The 19,226-nt window shown below is 68.7% G+C and carries 23 protein-coding genes; 7 read left to right on the forward strand and 16 right to left on the reverse strand.

All coding sequences use genetic code 11. The features are described from left to right. Positions 1 to 30: 30 nt before the first annotated feature. Together LZ605_RS14855 and LZ605_RS14860 are read left to right on the forward strand one after the other, a co-directional pair. Positions 31 to 564, forward strand: a complete 534-nt coding sequence (locus LZ605_RS14855) for a phage tail protein (RefSeq protein ID WP_249842288.1) — start codon at positions 31 to 33, stop codon at positions 562 to 564. Next, entirely contained in the window at positions 561 to 1,118 is a 558-nt protein-coding gene (locus LZ605_RS14860; protein WP_249842289.1) for a GNAT family N-acetyltransferase, read from the forward strand. The genes LZ605_RS14855 and LZ605_RS14860 overlap by 4 nt, the downstream gene beginning before the upstream one ends. Here LZ605_RS14860 and LZ605_RS14865 read toward each other — a convergent pair. Then, positions 1,111 to 1,404 (reverse strand): DUF6916 family protein, encoded by a 294-nt coding sequence (locus LZ605_RS14865; RefSeq protein ID WP_057498556.1) that lies wholly within the window; start codon positions 1,402 to 1,404, stop codon positions 1,111 to 1,113. The genes LZ605_RS14860 and LZ605_RS14865 overlap by 8 nt on opposite strands. Positions 1,405 to 1,539: 135 nt before the next feature. On the opposite strand from LZ605_RS14865, the gene LZ605_RS14870 reads away from it, so the two are divergent. Beyond that, positions 1,540 to 1,989 (forward strand): YybH family protein, encoded by a 450-nt coding sequence (locus LZ605_RS14870; RefSeq protein WP_249842290.1) that lies wholly within the window; start codon positions 1,540 to 1,542, stop codon positions 1,987 to 1,989. Between the two features lie 66 nt (positions 1,990 to 2,055). Here the strand turns inward: LZ605_RS14870 and LZ605_RS14875 are convergent, their stop codons facing one another. The 5 genes from LZ605_RS14875 to LZ605_RS14895 all read right to left on the reverse strand — a co-directional run bounded on the left by LZ605_RS14875 (position 2,056) and on the right by LZ605_RS14895 (position 5,140). Further along, on the reverse strand, positions 2,056 to 3,081 hold the full coding sequence (locus tag LZ605_RS14875) for an NAD(P)H-dependent glycerol-3-phosphate dehydrogenase (protein ID WP_107231405.1): 1,026 nt from the start codon (positions 3,079 to 3,081) through the stop codon (positions 2,056 to 2,058). Between the two features lie 20 nt (positions 3,082 to 3,101). Then, the gene (secB, locus tag LZ605_RS14880; protein WP_005407596.1) at positions 3,102 to 3,620 is read right to left on the reverse strand and encodes a protein-export chaperone SecB; all 519 of its coding nucleotides are present in this window, start codon (positions 3,618 to 3,620) and stop codon (positions 3,102 to 3,104) included. Between the two features lie 99 nt (positions 3,621 to 3,719). After that, positions 3,720 to 4,157, reverse strand: coding sequence for a rhodanese-like domain-containing protein (locus tag LZ605_RS14885; RefSeq protein WP_004153552.1), 438 nt, complete (start codon positions 4,155 to 4,157; stop codon positions 3,720 to 3,722). Positions 4,158 to 4,214: 57 nt separating this feature from the next. Continuing rightward, entirely contained in the window at positions 4,215 to 4,640 is a 426-nt protein-coding gene (locus LZ605_RS14890) for a hypothetical protein (protein ID WP_057498558.1), read from the reverse strand. A 32-nt stretch (positions 4,641 to 4,672) separates the two neighbouring features. Beyond that, entirely contained in the window at positions 4,673 to 5,140 is a 468-nt protein-coding gene (locus LZ605_RS14895; protein WP_249842291.1) for a YiiD C-terminal domain-containing protein, read from the reverse strand. 35 nt (positions 5,141 to 5,175) lie between these two features. Here LZ605_RS14895 and LZ605_RS14900 point away from each other — a divergent pair, with 35 nt between their 5' ends. The 3 genes from LZ605_RS14900 to LZ605_RS14910 all read left to right on the forward strand — a co-directional run bounded on the left by LZ605_RS14900 (position 5,176) and on the right by LZ605_RS14910 (position 8,368). Continuing rightward, positions 5,176 to 5,985 (forward strand): uroporphyrinogen-III synthase, encoded by an 810-nt coding sequence (locus LZ605_RS14900; RefSeq protein WP_249842292.1) that lies wholly within the window; start codon positions 5,176 to 5,178, stop codon positions 5,983 to 5,985. Between the two features lie 103 nt (positions 5,986 to 6,088). Then, positions 6,089 to 7,066, forward strand: a complete 978-nt coding sequence (locus LZ605_RS14905) for a uroporphyrinogen-III C-methyltransferase (RefSeq protein ID WP_249842293.1) — start codon at positions 6,089 to 6,091, stop codon at positions 7,064 to 7,066. A 6-nt stretch (positions 7,067 to 7,072) separates the two neighbouring features. Continuing rightward, a complete protein-coding gene (locus tag LZ605_RS14910; protein WP_249842294.1) occupies positions 7,073 to 8,368 on the forward strand; it encodes a heme biosynthesis HemY N-terminal domain-containing protein in 1,296 nt (431 codons plus the stop codon). A 94-nt stretch (positions 8,369 to 8,462) separates the two neighbouring features. On the opposite strand, the gene LZ605_RS14915 is transcribed toward LZ605_RS14910, so the two are convergent. Continuing rightward, entirely contained in the window at positions 8,463 to 9,758 is a 1,296-nt protein-coding gene (locus LZ605_RS14915) for an acetyl-CoA C-acetyltransferase (protein ID WP_152985301.1), read from the reverse strand. 93 nt (positions 9,759 to 9,851) lie between these two features. On the opposite strand from LZ605_RS14915, the gene LZ605_RS14920 reads away from it, so the two are divergent. Next, positions 9,852 to 10,739: a hypothetical protein gene (locus LZ605_RS14920; protein ID WP_249842295.1), complete on the forward strand. Its 888-nt coding sequence runs from the start codon at positions 9,852 to 9,854 to the stop codon at positions 10,737 to 10,739. Between the two features lie 75 nt (positions 10,740 to 10,814). Here the strand turns inward: LZ605_RS14920 and LZ605_RS14925 are convergent, their stop codons facing one another. From LZ605_RS14925 to LZ605_RS14965, 9 genes are all read right to left on the reverse strand, one after another. Next, positions 10,815 to 11,441 carry a superoxide dismutase family protein gene (locus LZ605_RS14925; protein ID WP_249842296.1) on the reverse strand — a complete coding sequence of 209 codons (627 nt, stop codon included), beginning with the start codon at positions 11,439 to 11,441 and terminating at the stop codon, positions 10,815 to 10,817. Between the two features lie 31 nt (positions 11,442 to 11,472). Beyond that, positions 11,473 to 12,042: a superoxide dismutase family protein gene (locus tag LZ605_RS14930; RefSeq protein ID WP_249842297.1), complete on the reverse strand. Its 570-nt coding sequence runs from the start codon at positions 12,040 to 12,042 to the stop codon at positions 11,473 to 11,475. A 93-nt stretch (positions 12,043 to 12,135) separates the two neighbouring features. Continuing rightward, positions 12,136 to 13,584 (reverse strand): nitrogen regulation protein NR(I), encoded by a 1,449-nt coding sequence (gene ntrC, locus LZ605_RS14935; RefSeq protein ID WP_249842298.1) that lies wholly within the window; start codon positions 13,582 to 13,584, stop codon positions 12,136 to 12,138. Further along, entirely contained in the window at positions 13,577 to 14,638 is a 1,062-nt protein-coding gene (locus LZ605_RS14940; RefSeq protein ID WP_249842299.1) for a two-component system sensor histidine kinase NtrB, read from the reverse strand. The genes ntrC and LZ605_RS14940 overlap by 8 nt, the downstream gene beginning before the upstream one ends. 81 nt (positions 14,639 to 14,719) lie before the next feature. Next, the gene (locus LZ605_RS14945) at positions 14,720 to 15,034 is read right to left on the reverse strand and encodes a hypothetical protein (RefSeq protein ID WP_008268793.1); all 315 of its coding nucleotides are present in this window, start codon (positions 15,032 to 15,034) and stop codon (positions 14,720 to 14,722) included. Positions 15,035 to 15,106: 72 nt separating this feature from the next. Beyond that, entirely contained in the window at positions 15,107 to 16,273 is a 1,167-nt protein-coding gene (gene mltA, locus LZ605_RS14950) for a murein transglycosylase A (RefSeq protein ID WP_249842300.1), read from the reverse strand. 67 nt (positions 16,274 to 16,340) lie between these two features. Then, positions 16,341 to 17,087, reverse strand: a complete 747-nt coding sequence (locus LZ605_RS14955; protein ID WP_249842301.1) for an N-acetylmuramoyl-L-alanine amidase — start codon at positions 17,085 to 17,087, stop codon at positions 16,341 to 16,343. Positions 17,088 to 17,312: 225 nt separating this feature from the next. Beyond that, the gene (amt, locus tag LZ605_RS14960) at positions 17,313 to 18,740 is read right to left on the reverse strand and encodes an ammonium transporter (protein WP_249842302.1); all 1,428 of its coding nucleotides are present in this window, start codon (positions 18,738 to 18,740) and stop codon (positions 17,313 to 17,315) included. Positions 18,741 to 18,761: 21 nt separating this feature from the next. Next, a complete protein-coding gene (locus LZ605_RS14965; RefSeq protein WP_004134334.1) occupies positions 18,762 to 19,100 on the reverse strand; it encodes a P-II family nitrogen regulator in 339 nt (112 codons plus the stop codon). Positions 19,101 to 19,226 lie beyond the last annotated feature (126 nt).

Below are 19,226 nucleotides of genomic sequence, written 5' to 3' on the forward strand. Positions count from 1 at the left end.
GATCATCGAACGCCTACCAGGACCCACATCATGAGCGATCCCTTCCTCGGCGAAATCCAGATCTACGGTTTCAACTACGCCCCTTACAACTGGGCGATGTGCCAGGGCCAACTGATGCCGATCCAGCAGAACACCGCGTTGTTCTCGCTGCTGGGAACCACCTTCGGCGGCAACGGCACCAGCAACTACCAGCTGCCGAACTACACCAACAACATCGCATGTGGCCAGGGCACGGGACCCGGCCTGAGCCCGCGCGTGATGGGCGAAACCTTCGGCAGCGACAGCGTCACGCTGCTGATCAACGAGATGCCCAACCACACCCACGGCGCACGCATCTACAACCAGCCCGATACCGCGCACCGCAGTGGCATTCCGGCCAGCGGCAATGCACTGATCACACCGGAGTCGAGCCCGATCCTGGCCGCCACGCCGACGGTCACCAGCACCTTCCCGCTGACCACGGTGGGCGCTGCGGGAGGCGGCCTGCCGCACGAGAACCGCCAGCCCTATCTCACCTTGAACTTCTGCATCAGCCTGTCCGGCGTCTTCCCGCAACGGCCGTGACTGCGAACGTAACGCTGGCCTTTCCCCCGCTGCGCGCAGCCTGGCTGCCGGTGGCGGGGGACGGTCTTCCTGCAGGCCTCAGCGTGCGCGAAGCGGAGGACAGCGACCTGCCCTTTCTGCAGCAGCTCTATGCCGAATCACGTGCCGCCGAGCTGGCCAATGTGCCGTGGCCGGATGCGTTGCGGCAGGCGTTCCTGGACAGCCAGTTCGCACTGCAGCACCTGCACTACACACGGCATTACCAGCCGGCGCACTATCTGCTGGTCGAGCAGGCCGGCGAACCGATCGGGCGCCTCTACCTGCACTGCGACGAGCACGAGGCGACCCTGATCGACATCGCCCTGCTGCAGACTGCACGCGGCCGTGGCATCGGCTCGGCCCTGGTGCGCTGGGTGCAGCGCGCGGCACACGGTGTGCAGCTGCACAGTGTGGTGCTGCATGTGGCCTGGGAGAATCTGGCCGCGCGCCGGCTCTACGAACGCCTCGCGTTCCACACCGAAGGCGATACCGGCAGCCACCTGCGGATGCGCTGGCTGGCCACCGCCGTCAGTTGAACAGCGCCTGGTAGATGAAACCGGTGCGGTCACGTGCGATCGGCACCAGGAAAATACCGAACTCGCCCAGGCCGTGATGGCGCATGGTGTAGGTGCGCTGCGGGAACAGCACCGCCGATTCATTGCGGAACAGCAGCGAGAACGGCGCGCGCATCTGGCCGGTCAAGCGCTGATCGGGCAGCGGTGCTGCCTCGACGAGCACGAACGGTACGCCGGTGTTTTCGATGTCGGCACTGAAGGTTTCGTTGAGATGACCTGCGAACTGGTCCAGCTGGAAAAAGTGCATGCGTCCCCTCCCCCGGTTGTCAGCGAGCATGCCCAAGCCGTCGCACGCTTTCAATGGGGGCGGCGCAAAGGCCACGCGGGCGTGATTGGGGGATACTCGCGCTTCCCTTGCCCGGCACATCAAAGGACCGAGCCCATGCGTATCTGCCTGCTGTTGTTCGCCCTGTGCGGCCCCCTGCTGGCAACCGCAAGCCCGGCCGCCACCCGGCTGCCTGATGCCGCCCTGCCCGCGCCGCTGGAACGCGTGCTGCGCGATTACGAGCAGGCCTGGCGCGCGGCTGATGCCAAGGCACTGGCTGCGCTGTTTGCCGAGGATGGTTTTGTACTGCAGAGCAACCAGCCACCGGTGCGCGGGCGCAGTGCCATCGAGGCGGCGTATGCCGGCCAGGGCGGCAGCCCGTTGCGGTTGCGTGCGCTGGCCTACGCCGTGGAAGAGAACACCGGTTACATCATCGGTGCCTACAGCTACGGCAACAACGCGGGCGATACCGGCAAGTTCACGCTCACGCTGAAGCGCGTGGGTGATGGGCCGTGGTTGATTTTCTCGGACATGGACAACGGCAATGCGCCACCGCGTGCGCGCTGATGGTTTCCGCCGGGCATGGCCCGGCGCTACCGAAAAAAACCCCGGCATGTGGCCGGGGTTTTCGATTTACTTGAACAGCGTGTCCGGATATTCCGGTTTCTGTTCCCGCGCCAGCAATGCGCGCAGACCTTCTTCCGGCGTCTGCTCGCCGTGCAGCACGGCACGCACGCGGTCGGAGATCGGCAGGTCGATGCCATGCCGGCGTGCCTGTCGCATCACTTCGTCGGCGGTCTGCACCGACTCGACCACCTGGCCGATTTCGCGCACGGCATCCTGCAGCGTCTGGCCACGGCCCAGGGCCAGGCCCAGGCGGCGGTTGCGCGACAGGTCACCGGTGCAGGTCAGCACCAGATCGCCCAGGCCGGCCAGGCCCATCAGCGTTTCCGGCTTGGCACCGATCGCAGCGGCCAGGCGCAGCATCTCGTTCAGACCTCGGGTGATCAGGCCGGCACGGGCGTTGAGGCCCAGCTGCATGCCATCGGCCACGCCGGTGGCCACGGCCAGCACGTTCTTCATCGCGCCGCCCAGCTCGGCGCCGACCATGTCGTCGCCGGTATAGGCGCGGAACGCCGGGCCGTGCATGGCCTCGGCCACCGTCTGCGCGAACTCGGGCACGTCGCCGTGCACGGTGATCGCGGTCGGCAGGCCCTGGGTCACTTCCTTGGCGAACGACGGGCCGGTGACCACGGCCAGCGGCACGTCCTCGCCCAGCACCTCGCGCGCCACCTCATGCAGGAAGCGGCCCGAGCCGGGTTCGAAGCCCTTGGTGGCCCAGGCCACGCCGGCACCGGCCGGACGCAGCGGCGCCAGCGCGCGCACGGTTTCACCGAAGGCGTGCGACGGGGTCACCACCAGGATCCAGGCCGCGCCCTGCACCGCCGACGCCAGGTCGGTGGTGGCACGCAGGCTGTCCGGCAGCGGGATGCCCGGCAGGTAGCGCGGGTTCTCGTGGCGCTGGTCGATGGCTTCGACCACGGCGGCATCGCGCCCCCACAGCACGGTCGGGTGACCGTGCCGTGCGAGCAGGCTGGCCAGCGCGGTTCCCCAGGAACCGGCGCCCAGCACGGCGATCTTGTCAGCGGTAGTGCTCATCCGTGACGTCGCAGCAGGGATCAGGCGTTGCCGGCCGGCTCGGAGTCAGCCAGCGACGGTGCGTCGCCCTGCTCCTGGCGCTGGCGCAGGGTTTCTGCGTACAGGCCTTCGAAGTTGATCGGCTGCAGGAAGAACGGCGGGAAGCCACCGGCCTGGATCAGGTCGCTGATCAGCTGGCGCACGTACGGGAACAGGATGTTCGGGCACTGGGTGCCGAGCAGCACGTCGATCGACTGCGGGTCCAGGCCGACCAGGCCGAACACGCCGGCCTGCTTCACTTCGGCCACGTAGGCGGTGCGCTCACCGGCCTGGCAGGTCAGGGTCACGGCCAGCACGACTTCGAAGGCGTTCTCACCCAGGCGCTGCACCTGCTGGTTCAGGTTCAGCTGCAGCTCCGGCTGCACCTGGTCATTGAAGATGGTCGGTGCGTTCGGCGACTCGAAGGAGACGTCCTTGACGTAGATCTTCTCGACGGTGAAAGCGGGGCCGGTGGCGGCATCGACCGGCGCAGCGGCGCCGTTGGTGATCTCTTCGGACATTTCCAGTAACTCCAATGAATGCAATGAAAACGAGGGTCGAACTACTGCGATGGGGGCGGCATCAGGCCCATACAAGGCCAGATCCGCCACCTGCGACGATCAGTTGCGGCCCTTGACCAGCGGCAGCTCGGCCTGCTGCCAGGCGGGGATGCCGCCGTCGAGTACATAGACCTTCTCGAAGCCGGCCTTCTTCAGCGCCTTGGCGGCGGTTTCCGAGGCGTTGCCGCTGCGGCACACCAGCACCACCGGCGACTGTTTGGCGTTGGCCACCAGCTTGTTGTCCGGGCCGAAGGCACTGGCCTGGGCGTTGCGGCTGCCGGCAATGTGGCCCTTTTCGAAGTCACCGCTGGCCGACAGGTCGACCACCACCGTGCCGCCCGCGTTCATCAGCTGGGTCAGTTCGGCGGGCTTGATGCCCTTGAAGCCCCGGAACAGGCGGCGGATTTCGGTGACGATGATGGCCACGGTCAGGCCGACCAGGGCCGCGGACAGCATCGGGTTTCGGCCTGCAAAGGCCAGCAACTCTTCGTAATTCACTCAGGTCACGGGTCGATTAAGCGGGCGCCGATTGTCGCACAAGCCGGACGCCGCCCGTCACTGCCCCTTCCACAGGTCCGGCAGGCCGGCGGTCTGCCACCAGCGCTTGGCTTCCGGGTCCCAGCGCCAGCGCTCGACCACCACCACGGTGCGCTCGGCCTGGGTGTTCTGGTTGATCACCCCGATTTCGACCCGGCGCTCGACCACGCCGCCATCCAGCGAGGCACTGCTGCGCTCGCGGTAGGACGACACGCGCAGCTGCGCATAGCGGTTGAGCTCGAACTCGGTCGGCGGCCGCTCCTTGCGCAGCTTCGGGTCCAGGTAGCCGATGGCATCGTCCATGCTGCCCCAGCGGATGGTCGCGCCATAGGCGATCTGGGTCTCTTCCAGCAGCTTGCGCTGCTTGCGGCTGAGGTCATCGGCCGAGGCCACGGCGCTGGCCAGCAGCAGGGAACACAACAGGAACTGGATGAGGCGGCGCATCGGTGGTTTCCGCAGGGCGTCAGCCTGCCATCCTAACCTTTGGCGAAGGCAACGAAGCGACCGCTGAACTCGGCAGCGGCCCGTCCGTCGGCACCGGGCTGGGTGGCGATGATGCTGATGCGGGCCTTGCGGCGCTGGCGGAAGGTGTTCAGGAAGGCGTCCCAGCCAGTGGCTTCGGCCGCTTCGGCATGCGCATGCAGGTCTTCGTACACCGGCGCCAGGTAGCGCAGGTTGCTGTCGGCCACGTAGACCTCGGCGTCATGGCCGGCCAGGCGCAGGCGCAGGCTGACCAGGGCCCAGCCGGACAGGGTGAGCACCGAGGCCAGGCTGCCGCCGAAGGCGTTGCCCTTGTCGTTGACGTTGGCGGCCAGCGGCGCGGTGATGCGCAGCACGCCATCGGCGTAGCCGTCCAGGCGGATCTGCATGGCACGCACCGCCGGCATGCAGTCCAGCACGTCCTGCAGGGAAGCCAACGAGGAAGTCAGGGCATCAACGGACATCGGAGCAGCGACCACGACAACGAAGGGCCCGCATAATGCAGGCAATGGCCGACCATACGATACCCACTGGCGCCGCCGGTTCCGATGCGGGCTGGACCTTCATTTCACTGCGCCCGCAAGGGCAGCATGCGGCGCTGCGCCGCGCTGTTGCTGGGCTGGGCGGGCAGCTGCTGGCGCTGTCGCCCTGGCGGCTGCAGCGCCTGCATGGCACGCCCGTGCTGCGCCAGCTGCAACGCGCGCTGAACTGCGATCGGGTGGTGTTCACCAGTCCGGCCGCGGTAGCCGCCGCCGCCTCGCTGCTGCCCCTGGCCGATGCCCAGCGCAGCCCGTGGCTGACCGTGGGCGAGGGCACGGCGCGCGCGCTGCAGGCGCAGGGCGTGGCCGAGGTGCATGCACCGCAGCGGATGGACAGCGAAGGCTTGCTAGCGCTGCCGGTGCTGGCCGAGGTGCAGGGCCTGCGCATCGGCCTGGTCACCGCGCCCGGCGGACGTGGCCTGATTGCCGCCCGCTTGCAGGCCGCCGGTGCCACCATCGAGCGTGCCGATGTCTACCAGCGGCGCCTGCTGCGCCTGTCGCCGCGCGCGCGGACGCGATTGACGCATTCAGCCGCACCGTGGGTGCTGGCGGTAAGCAGTGGTGACGCGCTGGATCACGTCTGGCAGCAGCTTTCGCCGGCGTTGCGCCAGCGCCTGCAGGCCCACGCCCGCGTGGTGGTGGCCAGCGATCGGCTGGGCGAGCAGGCGCGCGGCCTTGGCCTGCAACATGTCGTGCGCAGCGCCGGGCCCACCGCTGAACAGTTGGTGGCGGCTGCACACGCCACGCTCACCGGCCCGGCAGCGACCTGAACAGGGACGGGCGTCACGCTTGCCGCTGTCGTCGGCAGCGGTGATGCTGTGCATAACGCGGCCTGCCGGAACCGACTGGCAACACAGCCGACAAGGAAGCCCGATGAACGACACACCGCCCGTTGCCCCACCCCGTCGACCCCTGCGCTGGCTGCTGCCGCTGGCCGGCGTGGTTGTGCTTGGCGCGGGCGGCTATGCCGGCTGGTACCTCTGGCAGACGCAAAAGGACGCCCAGCACGCGCAGGCACAGACCACCGCCGTGCAGCTGCAGGGCCTGGAGGCCACGCTGGATGCGCTGCGCCGCGACCAGCGCGCCACCAGCCAGCGCCTGCAGGATGCGGCGGCCACCAACCGGGTGCTGCGCGACGAGATGCTGGGGCTGTCGCAGCGCAGCGCGTTGCTGGAAGAAAACCTGGCCAAGCTGGCCGACAGTGCCAACCAGGGCCGGCAAGCGGTGCAGCGCGATGAGGCCGAGCTGCTGCTGACCCAGGCCGCGCAGCGCCTGAACTACGCCGACGATGTGGAGGGCGCGCGCCGCCTGTACGCGCAGGCCGCCACCGTGCTGGCCGATCTGCCCGACAGCGAGGGCCTGAACCTGCGCCAGGCACTGGTGCAGGAGCGCGACGCGCTGGATGCACTCGGTGCCGGCCCGCGGGTGCAGTCGCTGCAGCGCCTGGATGCGTTGGCCAAGGCGTTGCAGGGCCTGCCTTCACAGATCAGCGGCGATGCCGCGCCGCGCGCAGGCAAGCTGTGGTGGCAGGCCACGCTGGCGCCGTTCGTGGACATCACCCCGAGCCGCCAGAACGGCCCGTTGACGGCGGCCGAGCGACGCAATGCCGATGATGCGCTGCAGCTGGAACTGACCCTGGCGCGTGCGGCGATCGAGCGCGGCGACCGCGCTGGCCGCGATACCGCATTGCAGCGCGTGGAGCACTGGGCACAGCGGCGCTGGCCGGATTCACCGGCCCTGCGCGCGCAACGTGCTGAACTGAAGGCCTTGCGCGAGCTGCCGTTGCAGGCCAGCAACACCGTTCTTGGCAGCACCCTGCAGCAACTGCGCACCCAGACCGACCGGAGGTAATCCCGCATGAAACCCCTGCAATCCCTGGTCGTGCTGTTGCTGGCCGTGGCCATCGGCGTGGTGGCCGCGCAATGGCTCGGCACCGATGATCTGAACCGCTACGGCGAAGTGACCCTGCGCTATGGCGGCTATGACTACCACAGCAACCTGCCCAAGGTGGCGCTTCTGAGCGTGATCGGCGTGCTGGTGCTGTGGCTGCTGTGGAGCCTGATCGCGGCGCCGTTCCGCGCCTGGGGCCGCTACCGCCGCAAGCAGGGCCGGGTGCGCCTGATCGATGGCCTGCAGGCCTATGAGCATGGCCAGTGGCAGCGTGCGGAAAAGCTGCTGGACGGTGCCGCCAAGGACCCGGAAGTGAGTGCAGTGGCATTGGCCAATGCGGTGCGCAGTGCGCAGGCGCGTGCCGACGGTGCCGCGGGCGACGCATTGCTGCAGCGCCTGGGCGAAAGCGATGCCACGCTGCAGGCGCTGCTGCGTGCCGAACAGCTGCTGGCGCGCGATCTGCCGGTGGATGCGATCAACGCCCTGGACGTGGCGGCCATCCAGCCGCTGCCGCCGCGTGGGCTGTGGCTGCGCACCGAAGCGCTGGCCCGTGCCGGCCGTGCCCACGAGGCCTATGGGCAACTGGGCGCACTGCGCCAGAGCAAGGTGCTGCCGGCCGACGCCAACGGCGAGCTGGAAGCGCGCCTGGCTGCACAGGCCCTGCTGGAAGCGGCCGACGTCAACGCGCTGGCCGCACAGTGGGAGGCCACACCGAAGGCACTGCGGCCGACGGTGGACGTGGTGGGCGCCTATGCCAGCCGCGCGGTGGCCCTGAACTGGGATGAGCCGGCGCTGCTGGCGCTGGAACACGCGCTGGATCAGCGCTGGGACGACGAACTGGTGGCGTTGTACGGACGCCTGCCGGCCGAGCGCCTGGCCACCCGCCAGGCCAATCTGGCGCGCTGGCGCAACGTGCACGACGGCTCGGCGGCGCTGCGCCTGGCCCAGGGCCGGGTGGCGCTGGCCCAGCAGCAATGGGAGGCCGCCGATGCGTTCCTGCACGAGGCGATCGCCGCCGGCGCCGGTGCACCGGCATGGGAAGCGCTGGGCGAGCTGTTCGCACAGCGTGGCGAGCATGCGCTGGCCGCGCAGTGCCTGGCCAATGCGCTGCGCCTGCAGCGTGGCGAGGACAGTGTGGAACTGGTGCGCGGCACCGAAGCGCCGGCACGTGCGACGGTGGAAGAGCAACCGCTTGCCGCGCAGCCGCCGGTGTATGACGCCAACGAAGAGCGCGATGAATTCGGCAACCCGCGGTTGCCGTAAGCATGGCTGGGGTGTGCCGACCAACGGTCGGCACCCATCGGAGAAAAAAAACGCCGCCCGATGGGCGGCGTTTTTTCTTGTTCGATGGATGCGATCAGCGTTCTACGATCGCCACCACGCCCATGCCGCCGGCGGTGCAGATCGACACCAGCGCGCGACCACCGCCGCGTTCGGCCAGCTGCTTGGCCGCCGTGGCGATCACGCGTGCGCCGGTGGCGGCGAACGGGTGGCCGGTGGCCAGCGACGAGCCCAGCAGGTTGATCTTGTCCGGGTCGATGCGGCCCAGCGGTGCGTCCAGGCCCAGGCGGTTGCGGCAGTAATCCTCGCTCTCCCACGCACGCAGGGTGCACAGCACCTGCGCGGCGAAGGCTTCGTGGATCTCGTAGATGTCGAAGTCCTGCAGGGTCAGGCCATTGCGCTTGAGCATCTCCGGTACGGCCACGGTCGGCGCCATCAGCAGGCCTTCGCCATGAACGAAGTCCACCGCCGACACGTGCGCGTCGCGCAGGTAGGCCTGCGGTTCGTGGCCGTGCGCGCGCGCCCATTCCTCGCTGGCCAGCAGCACCGCCGCGGCACCGTCGGTGAGCGGGGTGGAATTGGCAGCGGTCAGCGTGCCGCGGCCGGAGACCTTGTCGAACGCCGGCTTCAGCGTGGCCAGCTTTTCCAGCGAGGTATCCGGGCGCAGGATGTTGTCACGCTCGACGCCGCGGAACGGCGCGATCAGGTCGTTGAAGAAGCCACGCTCATAGGCGGCGGCCAGCTTCTTGTGCGAAGAGACGGCCCACTCGTCCTGCGAATCGCGCGAGATGTTCCATTCCTTGGCCATGTCCTCGCAGTGGTCGCCCATGCTCTTGCCGGTGCGCGGTTCGGCCACGCCGGGGAACTCGGGCTTGAGCTCGGAGAACTTGAAGCCGGAGGTGAGTGCGCGGATCTTGTCGCCGGTGCTCTTGGCGCGGTTGGCCGCGAGCAGGCGCGCGCGCAGCTTCTTGCCGTACACGATCGGCACGTCGGAGGTGGTATCCGAACCACCACCGATGCCCGATTCGATCTGGCCCAGCGCGATCTTGTTGGCCACGGTGATGATGCTGTCCAGCGAGGTACCGCAGGCGCGCTGCAGGGTGATGCCCGGGGTCAAAGGCGACAGGCCCGAAGACAGCGTGGCCTCGCGGCCCAGGTTCCAGTCGCTGGAGTGCTTGATCACCGCACCCATCGCCACTTCACCGAGCTGCTGGCCATGCAGGCCGAACCGTTCGACCAGCGCGCCCAGCGTACGGACCGACATGCCGAGGTTGCCGACATCCGAATACGCGGTGTTCTGGCGGCAGAACGGAATGCGGACGCCACCGAGGATGGCGACGGGACGAGCGTTGGGCATGGAGATACCTGGCATGGATGAGGGTGTCTGCAACATGGCCTGCACGACGGAGCAGGCATAATGGAGCCAAGTGTAGCTGCCGCCCTGTGATGGGCCAACCGTGGAACCATGAGCAAACCCGACCCCGCGATGAATGCCCTTGGCGTGCTGGCCCTGGAGCTGGCCGGCGGCGAAATCCCCCGCCAGGCGGTACTCAGCGCCGAACAGGCCGGTGAACTGGCCGAACGCGTCGGCCGTGACCTGTCCAAGCTGGTGCCGCAGGTGGCCGAGCTGGATCTGGTGTTCGCCGCCGCGCATTTCGACCCGGCCGAAGTACTGCGCCCGGGCTGGCCGATCCATCGCCGCCTGGAAGAACTGCAGATGCGCGCGCCGGGCCGCAGCCAGGGCCCGCGCCTGCTGGCCTTTGGTGCCGACGCCAAGGGCGATGTACCGCTGCCGTTCCAGGCCGATGCCAGCCTGGTGGGCGGCGGCCTGCGCGTGGTGCCGTTCCTGCTGACCGGCAGCAACGTGGCCACCACCCAGGCGGTGGCCGATGCACTGGAGGACACGCTGCTGGCCAACGGCATGGCCCACGCCGACACCGCGCTGATGGCACAGAACACCTTCGGTGCCCGCATCGAGCACGCGCGCTATTTCACCGTGAACGATCTGGCCGCGATGATGTCGATGCAGTACGACAACCAAGGCCTGGCCGCGCTGTGGCCGCTGATCGAGACCGCGATCATGGCCCCCGGCCAGGACGAGTGGCTCAATGCCGCGCCCGAACCGCTGCTGCGCTACACCCATGGCGAGGCACGCATGGCCTTGTTCGATCCGGCCGGCTGGTGTGCGCACTACAACCACGGCAAGAACGACTGCGACCGCCTGAAGGGCATCTACGAGCAGTTCCTGATGCGCCAGCGGCAGATGGCTGCAGTGCTGGAAGCGCACGGCGTGCCGGTGCTGTTCGTGCACTGCGAGGCCGGGCAGGACGCGCGCGAGCTGCTGGCGCGCTGAAAGCGGGTAATGCCGGCCAGCGGCCGGCATTACCGACAAAGAAGAACGCCGGCCTGCGCCGGCGCTTCCTGTTTCTTACGGAGCCTTCTGGATCACCGCGCAGGCCAGGCGCGCGCCGGCGTTGCCGGTCGGCTGGGTCTTGTAGTCGTCCGCATCGGCGTGGACGATCAGGCCGCGACCGATGATGTCGAAGTCATCGCCCTTGCCGATGTTGACGTTGCTCGACACCGGGCCATCGATGGTGGCCACGCCCTTGTCGTCGGCCTTGATGTTGGGCATGTCGCCGCCGTGGTGCGGATCGGTGGCGACGTTGCCGTGATCCTGCTTGCCCGGGTTGAAGTGGCCGCCGGCGCTCATGCCGTCCGGCGCGCTGCAGTCGCCCTTCTCGTGGATGTGGAAGCCGTGCTCGCTGCCCGGCTTCAGGCCGCTGATCTGGCCGGTCACGTGGACCTTGCCGTCAACCACCTTGAAGGTGACGCTGCCCTTGGCTTCGTTGCCCTGGGTCGGTGCCAGCTCGGCAGTGGCCGAAGCATCGGCGGCCGGCGCTGCAGCCGGTGCCGGTGCGGCCGCCGGTTCGGTGGGGGCCTCTGCGGCCGGGGCGGCCGGGGTGGTTTCCGCCTGCGGAGCGGCGGGCTGCTGGCCGCAGGCCGCCAGGCCCAGCGCGGTGATGGCGGCAAACAGCGAAGTGTGGATCAGACGCATGGATTCTCTCCCTGGATGAAGCCTGCAGTGATCAGCGGACAACCCGGATCACGCCACAGGCAATGCGGACGCCGGCATTGCCGGCGGGCTGGCTGCGATAGTCGTCGGCGTTGGCATGCACGACCAGTGCACGTCCGGCGATATCGGTGGCGGCGCCTCCGCCAAGGGTAACCCCCTTGAGGTGGATATCGACGTTGGCGCGGCCCTGGGCATCGGCACGCAGGTTGTCCATGTCGCCCAGGTGATGCTTGCCGGTACCGGCGCGGCCATGCGCGGCGCCACCGGGGTTGAAGTGGTTGCCGGCGCTGCTGGCGTCCACCGCGCTGCAGTCACCGCGCTCATGGATGTGGAAGCCCGCCTGCTGCATCGGCTGCAGGCCACCAATCAGGCCGGTGATGTGCAGGCCACCGGGTTCGGCCATCAGCGCCAGGCGGCCGCTGACAATGCTGGCCGACGCCGGCGACAGATTGGCCTCGGCCTGCTTGGCCGCGCTGACCACGGTGGGCGGCGGTGGGGTGGGTTCGGTCTTCTTCGGTGCGCTGCCACAGGCAGACAGCAGCACGGCGGCGGACAACGGCAGGATGGCAAAGGACAGACGCATCGAAGACTCCTTGCAGGTGACACTAGTGGTTGCATCGTCCATGAACGATCAACGGTTCGGCAAGCGGGCGCGAGGATGGTGTGCAGGGACCGTTCAATGGCCCCCGCGACGGCGCCCGGCGCCCAGCTTGCGGGTGAGCGTGTTGCGACCCAGGCCGAGGCGGGCAGCGGCTTCGGCGCGGCGGCCGTGGGTAATCTGCAGTGCGGCCTCCAGCAGCGCATGGTCGACCCGTTCGCGCACCTGCGCGTGCAGCCCTTCGGCGCCTTCGGCCAGCTGCCGGCGTGCCCATTCGGCCAGCAGCGCTTCCCACTGCCCGGGGTCGGCCGCGTGCGCGTGGCTGCGGCGGCCGCGCTTGCGGTTGAGTGCGGTATCGACATCGGCCACGCCGATGGTGTCGGCAGCGGCCAGCGCGGACATCCGCCAGCACACGTTCTCCAGCTCGCGCACGTTGCCCGGCCAGTCGTGCTCGCGCAGCGCCTGCAGAGCGGCGGCGGTGAGCTGCTTCGGTGGCGTGTCCAGCTTGCGCGCGGCCGCGGCCAGGAAGGTGCTGGCCAGCTGCGCGATGTCCTCGCGGCGTTCGCGCAGCGGTGGCAGCTGCAGGCGCACCACGTCCAGGCGGTGCAGCAGGTCGGCGCGGAATTTTCCCTGCGCGACCAGCCCTTCCAGGTCCTGGTGGGTCGCCGCGACCACGCGCACATCAACGCGGATCAGCTCGCGGCCACCGACGCGGAAGAACTCGCCCTGCGCGAGCACGCGCAGCAGGCGGGTCTGCAGCGGCAACGGCATGTCGCCGATCTCATCAAGGAACAGTGTGCCGCCGTTGGCCTGCTCGAAGCGGCCGATATGGCGGCGCTGTGCACCGGTGAAGGCGCCGGCTTCGTGGCCGAACAGCTCGCTTTCCAGCAGTTCAGCGGGAATCGCCGCAGTATTGAGTGCGACGAACGGCCCATGCGCACGCGGTGATTCGCGATGCAGCGCATTGGCCACCAGCTCCTTGCCGGTGCCGGTCTCGCCGGTGATCAGCACCGCCAGCGGCGCCTGTGCCAGGCGACCGATGGCGCGGAACAGCGCGCGCATCGGCGGCGTATCGCCAACCAGCTGCGGCGGCTGGTCGCTGTGCGCTTCCGCAGCGGGCGTGGGCGCGGCCAGTGCCGGTGCCACTGCTGGCAGCACGCGCTGCGCCAGCGCCACCGCATCGTCCAGATCGAACGGTTTGGACAGGAATTCATGCGCGCCCCCACGGAACGCACCGGCGGTGCTGGCCACATCGGTATAGGCCGACATCACCACCACCGGCAGCTGCGGCAGCGCGGCCTTGAGCTTGTCCAGCAGCACCAGGCCGTCATCGCCAGGCATGCGCACATCGGTGAAAAGCAACGCCGGTGGCGGACCTTCATTCAGAGCCTTCAGCGCGGGCGCAGCACTGTCGAAATCAACGACCTGATAGCCCGCCTCGCGCAGCGCGGTGCACAGCACGAAGCGCACCGCGCGGTCGTCGTCGACCACCCAGATGCGCTGCGCGGCGATGGAAGATTCAGACATCGCGCGGGGTCTCCTCGGCCGGTGCCGCGCCGTTGCCGATCGGCAGCAGCAGAGTGAACACGGTATGGCCCGGGCGCGAACGATAGGTCAGCGTGCCGCGATGTTCGCGCGCCACCTGCTGGGCCAGCGCCAGGCCCAGGCCGGTGCCTTCGGCACGGCCACTCACCAATGGCAGGAACAGGTGTTCGGCCAGTTCTTCGGGCACGCCGCGGCCGTCGTCGGCAATCTCCAGGCGCAGGGCCAGCGTGTGCAGCTGTTCGGCGATGCGCACGCCATGCTCCACGCGGGTACGCAGGGTGATGCTGCCGGCGCCGGCCTGGATCGCATTGCGCACCAGGTTCCACACCGCCTGGGTGAGGCGGTCGGCATCGCCATGGAATTCGGGAATGCTGGGGTCGTAGTCGCGCTGCAGGCGTACCGCCCAGCCCGCCTCGTTCTCGGCCAGGCGCAGCACGCGCTCCAGCGCGGCATGGATGTTCAGTTCGGCGTGCGGCGCGGCCGGGGCCGGCGACAGCAGCTGGTCGAGCAGGCCGTTGAGGCGCTCGATTTCCGAACCGATCAGCTCGATCAGCTCGCGTTCGCTGGCGTCGCGCTGGGCGGCACGCCGGGCCAGCAGCTGCGCCGCGCCCTTCAGCCCGGCCAGCGGATTGCGCAGTTCGTGGGCCAGCCCCTTCAGCGCCGCGCTGAGGGCGCTGGGCAGCGCCTGGGTCGGGTCGAGCCCGGGGAATTCATCGACCGGGTGCGCCTCCAGCAGCCAGCCACCGTCGTCGCGGCGGCTCATCCAGCCCTCGGCGAAGCGCGGCGCCTCGCCGGGCACCGCCAGCGCCAGCCGGTTCAGGCGCAGGCTGTCACGCTCATCGCGGGCCAGGAAATGCGCCAGCGCCTCGCCCTGCACTTCCAGTGCGGCCAGCGGCCGGCCCAGCAGGCGCCGGACACTGACACCCAGCCAGCGGGCAAAGGCCGGATTGCAGCCGGCAATGCAGCCATCGGCCCCGGCCCAGGCCAGCGGCGTGCCCAGGGCATCGAGGGACGGCGGGGGTGCGGGGTCGGACATTGCACCAATGTAGTGCAAAACGTGGGTTCGGGGTCGGATCGCTTTCCGTCAGGAAAGGGCTCTTACCCCGGCCGGGCAGCGTTACACCGGGTAGCCGGTGGCTTCCCTGGCCTTCTTCCAGGCGCTTTCGAATTCGCGCGCGGAGATTTCGTCGTCTTCGTCGAAATCCAGGAACGACACCGGCTGGTCGGCCAGCAGGAAGCGGTCGTCGCTGTGGGCATGCTCATCGGCCCAGACCATCTTGGTGCCGTAGATTTCCACCTGGCGCACGATCTTCTCGCCACGCGCTTCCATCAGCACGTTGCCCTTGCCCAGGCCCGATTCGGCCCAGTGCTTGTAGTACTTCTTTGCGGCCGATTTCGCGCCGGATCTTGCGTTGTGCTTTGCGTAGGTCATTGCAGGGGTCCTGGCCGCAGGCGCGGCCGGAAAGTTCGGAATGGCGCCATTATCAGGTATCCGGGGGCCAACCTACTGCGGCAACGCCACGCCCTTCGGCCACAGCATCCAGAGGTTGCCCTTCTGCTTCATGTCACCGGCCAGCTTGCCGGCGGCATCGCCGCTGCCCCAGTACAGGTCCGCGCGCACTTCGCCGGCAATGGCGCCGCCGGTATCCTGCGCGGCCACTGGGCGCACCACCGGGCTGCCGTCCGGGCGCGTGGTGGACAGCCACAGCAGGCTGCCCAGCGGCACCACGGTGCGGTCCACGGCCACGCTGTAGCCGGCGGTGAGCGGCACGTTCAGCGAGCCGCGCGGGCCCTCCGCGCTGTCCGGGTTGCGCACGAAGAACACGTAGCTGGGGTTGCTGCGCAGCAGTTCCGGCACCCGCGCAGGATTGGCCCGGGCCCAGGCGCGGATCGCGTCCATGGTGACGTCTTCCTTCTTCAGCTGGCCCTGGTCGACCAGCCAACGGCCGATGGCGCGGTAGGGGTGTCCGTTCTGCTCGGCATAGGCCAGCCGCACCTGCGTGCCGTCGCCCAGGCGCACCCGGCCCGAGCCCTGGATCTGCAGCAGCTGCAGGTCCATCGGGTCGGTCAGCCAGGCCAGCACCGGTGCCTTGGCGCCCTTGGCCGCGATGGTGCCCGCGTCGTCATAGGGCTTGAGCACCTTGCCCTCGACGCGTCCACGCAGGCGCTTGCCCTTCAGTTCCGGGTACACGCTGTCCAGCTGTACCACGACCAGGTCATCCGGCGTGCCGTACACCGGCACCGTGGCCTTGTCCGTGCGGGTAAGACTGCCGGGGTAGATCGGCTCGTAGTAGCCGGTGATCAGCCCATCGGCCTGGTGACCGCCGGCGCGCAGTGCGTAGACCTCGAGGTCGCGCTGCAGGAACTGGCGGATCGCAGCCGGGTCCTTGTCGGACACGGTCAAGGCGGTGGCGCATGGCCGGGCCCAGATCGCATCGTTGTTGAGCCGGGTGCAGCTGCTGCGCCAGGCTACGAAGCCGGCCTGCAGGTCGCTGTCGGAGACCGGCGGCAGTGCGTTCCATGCGACCTTGGCGTAGGTCGCCGCCGGCGGTGTGGCTGCCGTCGGCACTTCGGATCCGGTGCGGGGAGCGGTGGTGGAGCAGCCGGCGAGCACGGCCGCTGCCAACAGGGTCCAGTGCTTGCGCTTGAAGAAGGTGGCGGAATCGATCATGCCGCCATGGTGGAGCGCCGACCGCTGGGCGGCAACCCAGCGCCTGGTCAAGCGTTCATGCGCCGGCTCACGGGGTCTGCAGCAACAGTGAATGCAGGATGCGGGCGTCCTCGGCGTCGAGCACGGTCGGCAGATCGTCGCGGCCACGGAAGCGGCGATGGAACGCGGCCACGGTGGCGTCGCGGTTGTCCAGCGGATAGCCGAAGCGGGCCAGCGCTGCCCACGCATCGAAGCCTTCCGGCGCGGCTCCGTCGGCGGCGCGCGGCCACACGCCAAACCCGGCCTCGGCCAACTGCTGCCATGGGAAGAACCGGCTCGGGTCCTGCTTGCGTGTTGGCGCCAGGTCGGCATGGCCGATCACCTGGCGCGGCGGGATGTTCAACCGCTCGCTGAGATCACCCAGCAGCACGATCAGCGATGCGATCTGTGCCGGAGCGAACGGGCTGCGTCCATCGTTGTCCAGCTCGATGCCGATCGAGGCCGAGTTGAGGTCGGTGATGGTGCCCCAGCGCCCGGCGCCGGCATGCCAGGCGCGGCGCTCATCGCTGACCAGCTGGTAACGATGGCCATCGGCACCGATCAGGTAGTGCGCGCTGACCCGACCACCGCTGTTGGCAGTGCGCAGTGTGTGCAGGCTCTGCTGCACCGAGGTCTGCTCGGTGTGGTGCAGGACGATGATGACCGGCGTGCGCGCGTTCTGGTTGGGCGATGGCACCCAGGTGGCGAGCGGGTTGCGGGCTTCCGGCGGCGTGGACGCGCAGGCCGCCAGCAGCAGGCAGGCCGAGAGCATCAGGGACGTGCGGATCGGGTGCATGGCCTGATTGTGCGCGATCGGGCGCAAAGGTGCATGCCACAAGGAAGATTCTGTAGATCCACGCCATGCGTGGATGGGTTATCGGCTGTGCCGACCAACGGTCGGCACCCACCAGAGCAGTCCCAGGCCCTGTGCCAAGCAAGCTTGGCACCCATCAAGGCATCAAGGCTTCTGCAGCAATATCCAGCAAGCAGGGGCGGCCCCGCAGGGCCGCCCGCCGCCACCTCAGGCCTCGTAGGCCGATTCGCCGTGCGAGGTGACATCCAGCCCGGTACGTTCGGCCTCTTCGGTCACGCGCAGGCCGACCACTACCTTTACCAGCAACAGGATGACTGCGGTCACCACCGCCGACCACAGCACAGTCAGGCCAACACTGACCACCTGCACCCAGACCTGGTGCCCGATATCCAGATCGGCCTTGGTGCCGCCCAGCGACTGCGCACTGAACACGCCGGTGAGAATCGCGCCGACGATGCCGCCAACACCGTGCACACCGAACACGTCGGCGGTGTCGTCCACCTTCAGCAGGCGCTTGAGGCCGGTGACGCCCCACACGCAGACCACGCCGGCCACGAAACCGATCACGATCGCGCCGAGCGGGCCGACCGTGCCACATGCCGGCGTAATGCCGACCAGGCCGGCCACCGCGCCCGAGGCCGCGCCCAGTGCCGACGGCTTGCCCTTGCTGATCGCTTCCACCAGCGTCCAGCCGAGCACCGCTGCGGCAGTGGCCAGCACGGTGTTGAGGAAGGCCAGCGAGGCCACGGTATCGGCCGCGGCCGCCGAACCGGCATTGAAGCCGAACCAGCCCACCCACAGCAGCATCGCGCCGATGTAGGTGAACGGCACGTTGTGCGGCTTCAGTGCGGTCTGGCCGTAACCCAGGCGCTTGCCGACGAACCATGCGGCGACCAGGCCGGCGACGCCGGCGTTGATGTGGACCACGGTGCCACCGGCGAAATCGATCGCGCCCAGCTCACCCAGGTAGCCGCCGCCCCAGACGATGTGCGCCATCGGGATGTAGCTGAGGGTGAACCACAGCGCCGAGAACAGCAGCACCGCGCGGAACTTGATGCGTTCGGCGAAGGCACCGACGATCAGCGCGGTGGTGATGCCGGCGAAGGTCGACTGGAAGGCGACGAACAGATAGTCCGGCAGGCCCTTGATCGGCGTGTTGCCCACCGACTCGGGGGTGAAGCCCTTGAGGAAGGCGAATTCGGTGAACGAGCCGAAGAACGGATTGCCGGCACTGAACACCGCGCTGTAGCCGTAGGCCACCCACAGCAGCAGCACCAGCGAGAACACCACCAGGATCTGGCTGAGCACCGACAGCACGTTCTTCGAGCGCACCAGGCCGCCGTAGAACAGCGCCAGGCCCGGCACCACCATCAGCAGCACCAGCAGGGTGGAGGTGAGCATCCAGGCCACGTCGCCGTGGTCGAACGCAGGCGCAGCTGCTTCAACGGCCGCCGGTGCGGCTGCGGCCGGGGCCTGCAGCGGTTCAACGGCCACGCTTTCGCTCGGCAGCGGCGAGACCTGGGCCTGGGCGTGGGCACTGCCCGGCCAGGCACCGGCGGCCAGCGCGCTGAGCAGCATCAACAGGCACACCAGGTGGAACCGGGCTTGCCACCCGGTGAGAAGGCGCATCTTCATGGGGGAGTCTCCGGAAGGGGGTTACAGCGCGTCGGCACCGATTTCGCCGGTGCGGATGCGGATGACCTGTTCGACGGCGGTGACGAAGATCTTGCCGTCACCGATCTTGCCGGTGCCTGCCGACGACTGGATCGCTTCGATCACCGCGTCGGCGCGCTCGTCGGTGACCACGGTTTCGATCTTGATCTTGGGCAGGAAATCGACGACGTACTCGGCGCCGCGATACAGCTCGGTGTGGCCCTTCTGGCGGCCGAAGCCTTTCACTTCGGTCACGGTGATGCCCGACACGCCGGCATCGGACAGGGCCTCGCGGACCTCGTCGAGCTTGAACGGTCGGATGATGGCGGAGATCAGTTTCATGCGCATGTCCCGATGGTGGATGGGGCCAGCGCGCCAGTGCGCGTTGGCTTCAGGCAACCACGGGCCATCACGGTGATGGCCGTGGCTGTTGCACCGGACACGTACTGGGCCGGGACGGCCGTGCCT

Origin of the sequence: Stenotrophomonas maltophilia, assembly GCF_023518235.1 — a bacterium.
Lineage (GTDB): Bacteria > Pseudomonadota > Gammaproteobacteria > Xanthomonadales > Xanthomonadaceae > Stenotrophomonas.

Bases quoted from the DNA above. Each gene is read 5' to 3' on its own strand.
- LZ605_RS14870 (WP_249842290.1), top strand. From the start codon at position 1,540: ATGCGTATCTGCCTGCTGTTGTTCGCCCTGTGCGGCCCCCTGCTGGCA.
- LZ605_RS14915 (WP_152985301.1), bottom strand. From the start codon at position 9,758: ATGCCAGGTATCTCCATGCCCAACGCTCGTCCCGTCGCCATCCTCGGT.
- LZ605_RS14900 (WP_249842292.1), top strand. From the start codon at position 5,176: ATGCAGGCAATGGCCGACCATACGATACCCACTGGCGCCGCCGGTTCC.
- secB (WP_005407596.1), bottom strand. From the start codon at position 3,620: ATGTCCGAAGAGATCACCAACGGCGCCGCTGCGCCGGTCGATGCCGCC.
- LZ605_RS14890 (WP_057498558.1), bottom strand. From the start codon at position 4,640: ATGCGCCGCCTCATCCAGTTCCTGTTGTGTTCCCTGCTGCTGGCCAGC.
- LZ605_RS14905 (WP_249842293.1), top strand. From the start codon at position 6,089: ATGAACGACACACCGCCCGTTGCCCCACCCCGTCGACCCCTGCGCTGG.
- LZ605_RS14965 (WP_004134334.1), bottom strand. From the start codon at position 19,100: ATGAAACTGATCTCCGCCATCATCCGACCGTTCAAGCTCGACGAGGTC.
- ntrC (WP_249842298.1), bottom strand. From the start codon at position 13,584: ATGTCTGAATCTTCCATCGCCGCGCAGCGCATCTGGGTGGTCGACGAC.
- mltA (WP_249842300.1), bottom strand. From the start codon at position 16,273: ATGATCGATTCCGCCACCTTCTTCAAGCGCAAGCACTGGACCCTGTTG.
- LZ605_RS14865 (WP_057498556.1), bottom strand. From the start codon at position 1,404: ATGCACTTTTTCCAGCTGGACCAGTTCGCAGGTCATCTCAACGAAACC.
- amt (WP_249842302.1), bottom strand. From the start codon at position 18,740: ATGAAGATGCGCCTTCTCACCGGGTGGCAAGCCCGGTTCCACCTGGTG.
- LZ605_RS14925 (WP_249842296.1), bottom strand. From the start codon at position 11,441: ATGCGTCTGATCCACACTTCGCTGTTTGCCGCCATCACCGCGCTGGGC.
- LZ605_RS14855 (WP_249842288.1), top strand. From the start codon at position 31: ATGAGCGATCCCTTCCTCGGCGAAATCCAGATCTACGGTTTCAACTAC.
- LZ605_RS14930 (WP_249842297.1), bottom strand. From the start codon at position 12,042: ATGCGTCTGTCCTTTGCCATCCTGCCGTTGTCCGCCGCCGTGCTGCTG.
- LZ605_RS14955 (WP_249842301.1), bottom strand. From the start codon at position 17,087: ATGCACCCGATCCGCACGTCCCTGATGCTCTCGGCCTGCCTGCTGCTG.
- LZ605_RS14940 (WP_249842299.1), bottom strand. From the start codon at position 14,638: ATGTCCGACCCCGCACCCCCGCCGTCCCTCGATGCCCTGGGCACGCCG.
- LZ605_RS14910 (WP_249842294.1), top strand. From the start codon at position 7,073: ATGAAACCCCTGCAATCCCTGGTCGTGCTGTTGCTGGCCGTGGCCATC.
- LZ605_RS14875 (WP_107231405.1), bottom strand. From the start codon at position 3,081: ATGAGCACTACCGCTGACAAGATCGCCGTGCTGGGCGCCGGTTCCTGG.
- LZ605_RS14895 (WP_249842291.1), bottom strand. From the start codon at position 5,140: ATGTCCGTTGATGCCCTGACTTCCTCGTTGGCTTCCCTGCAGGACGTG.
- LZ605_RS14920 (WP_249842295.1), top strand. From the start codon at position 9,852: ATGAGCAAACCCGACCCCGCGATGAATGCCCTTGGCGTGCTGGCCCTG.
- LZ605_RS14945 (WP_008268793.1), bottom strand. From the start codon at position 15,034: ATGACCTACGCAAAGCACAACGCAAGATCCGGCGCGAAATCGGCCGCA.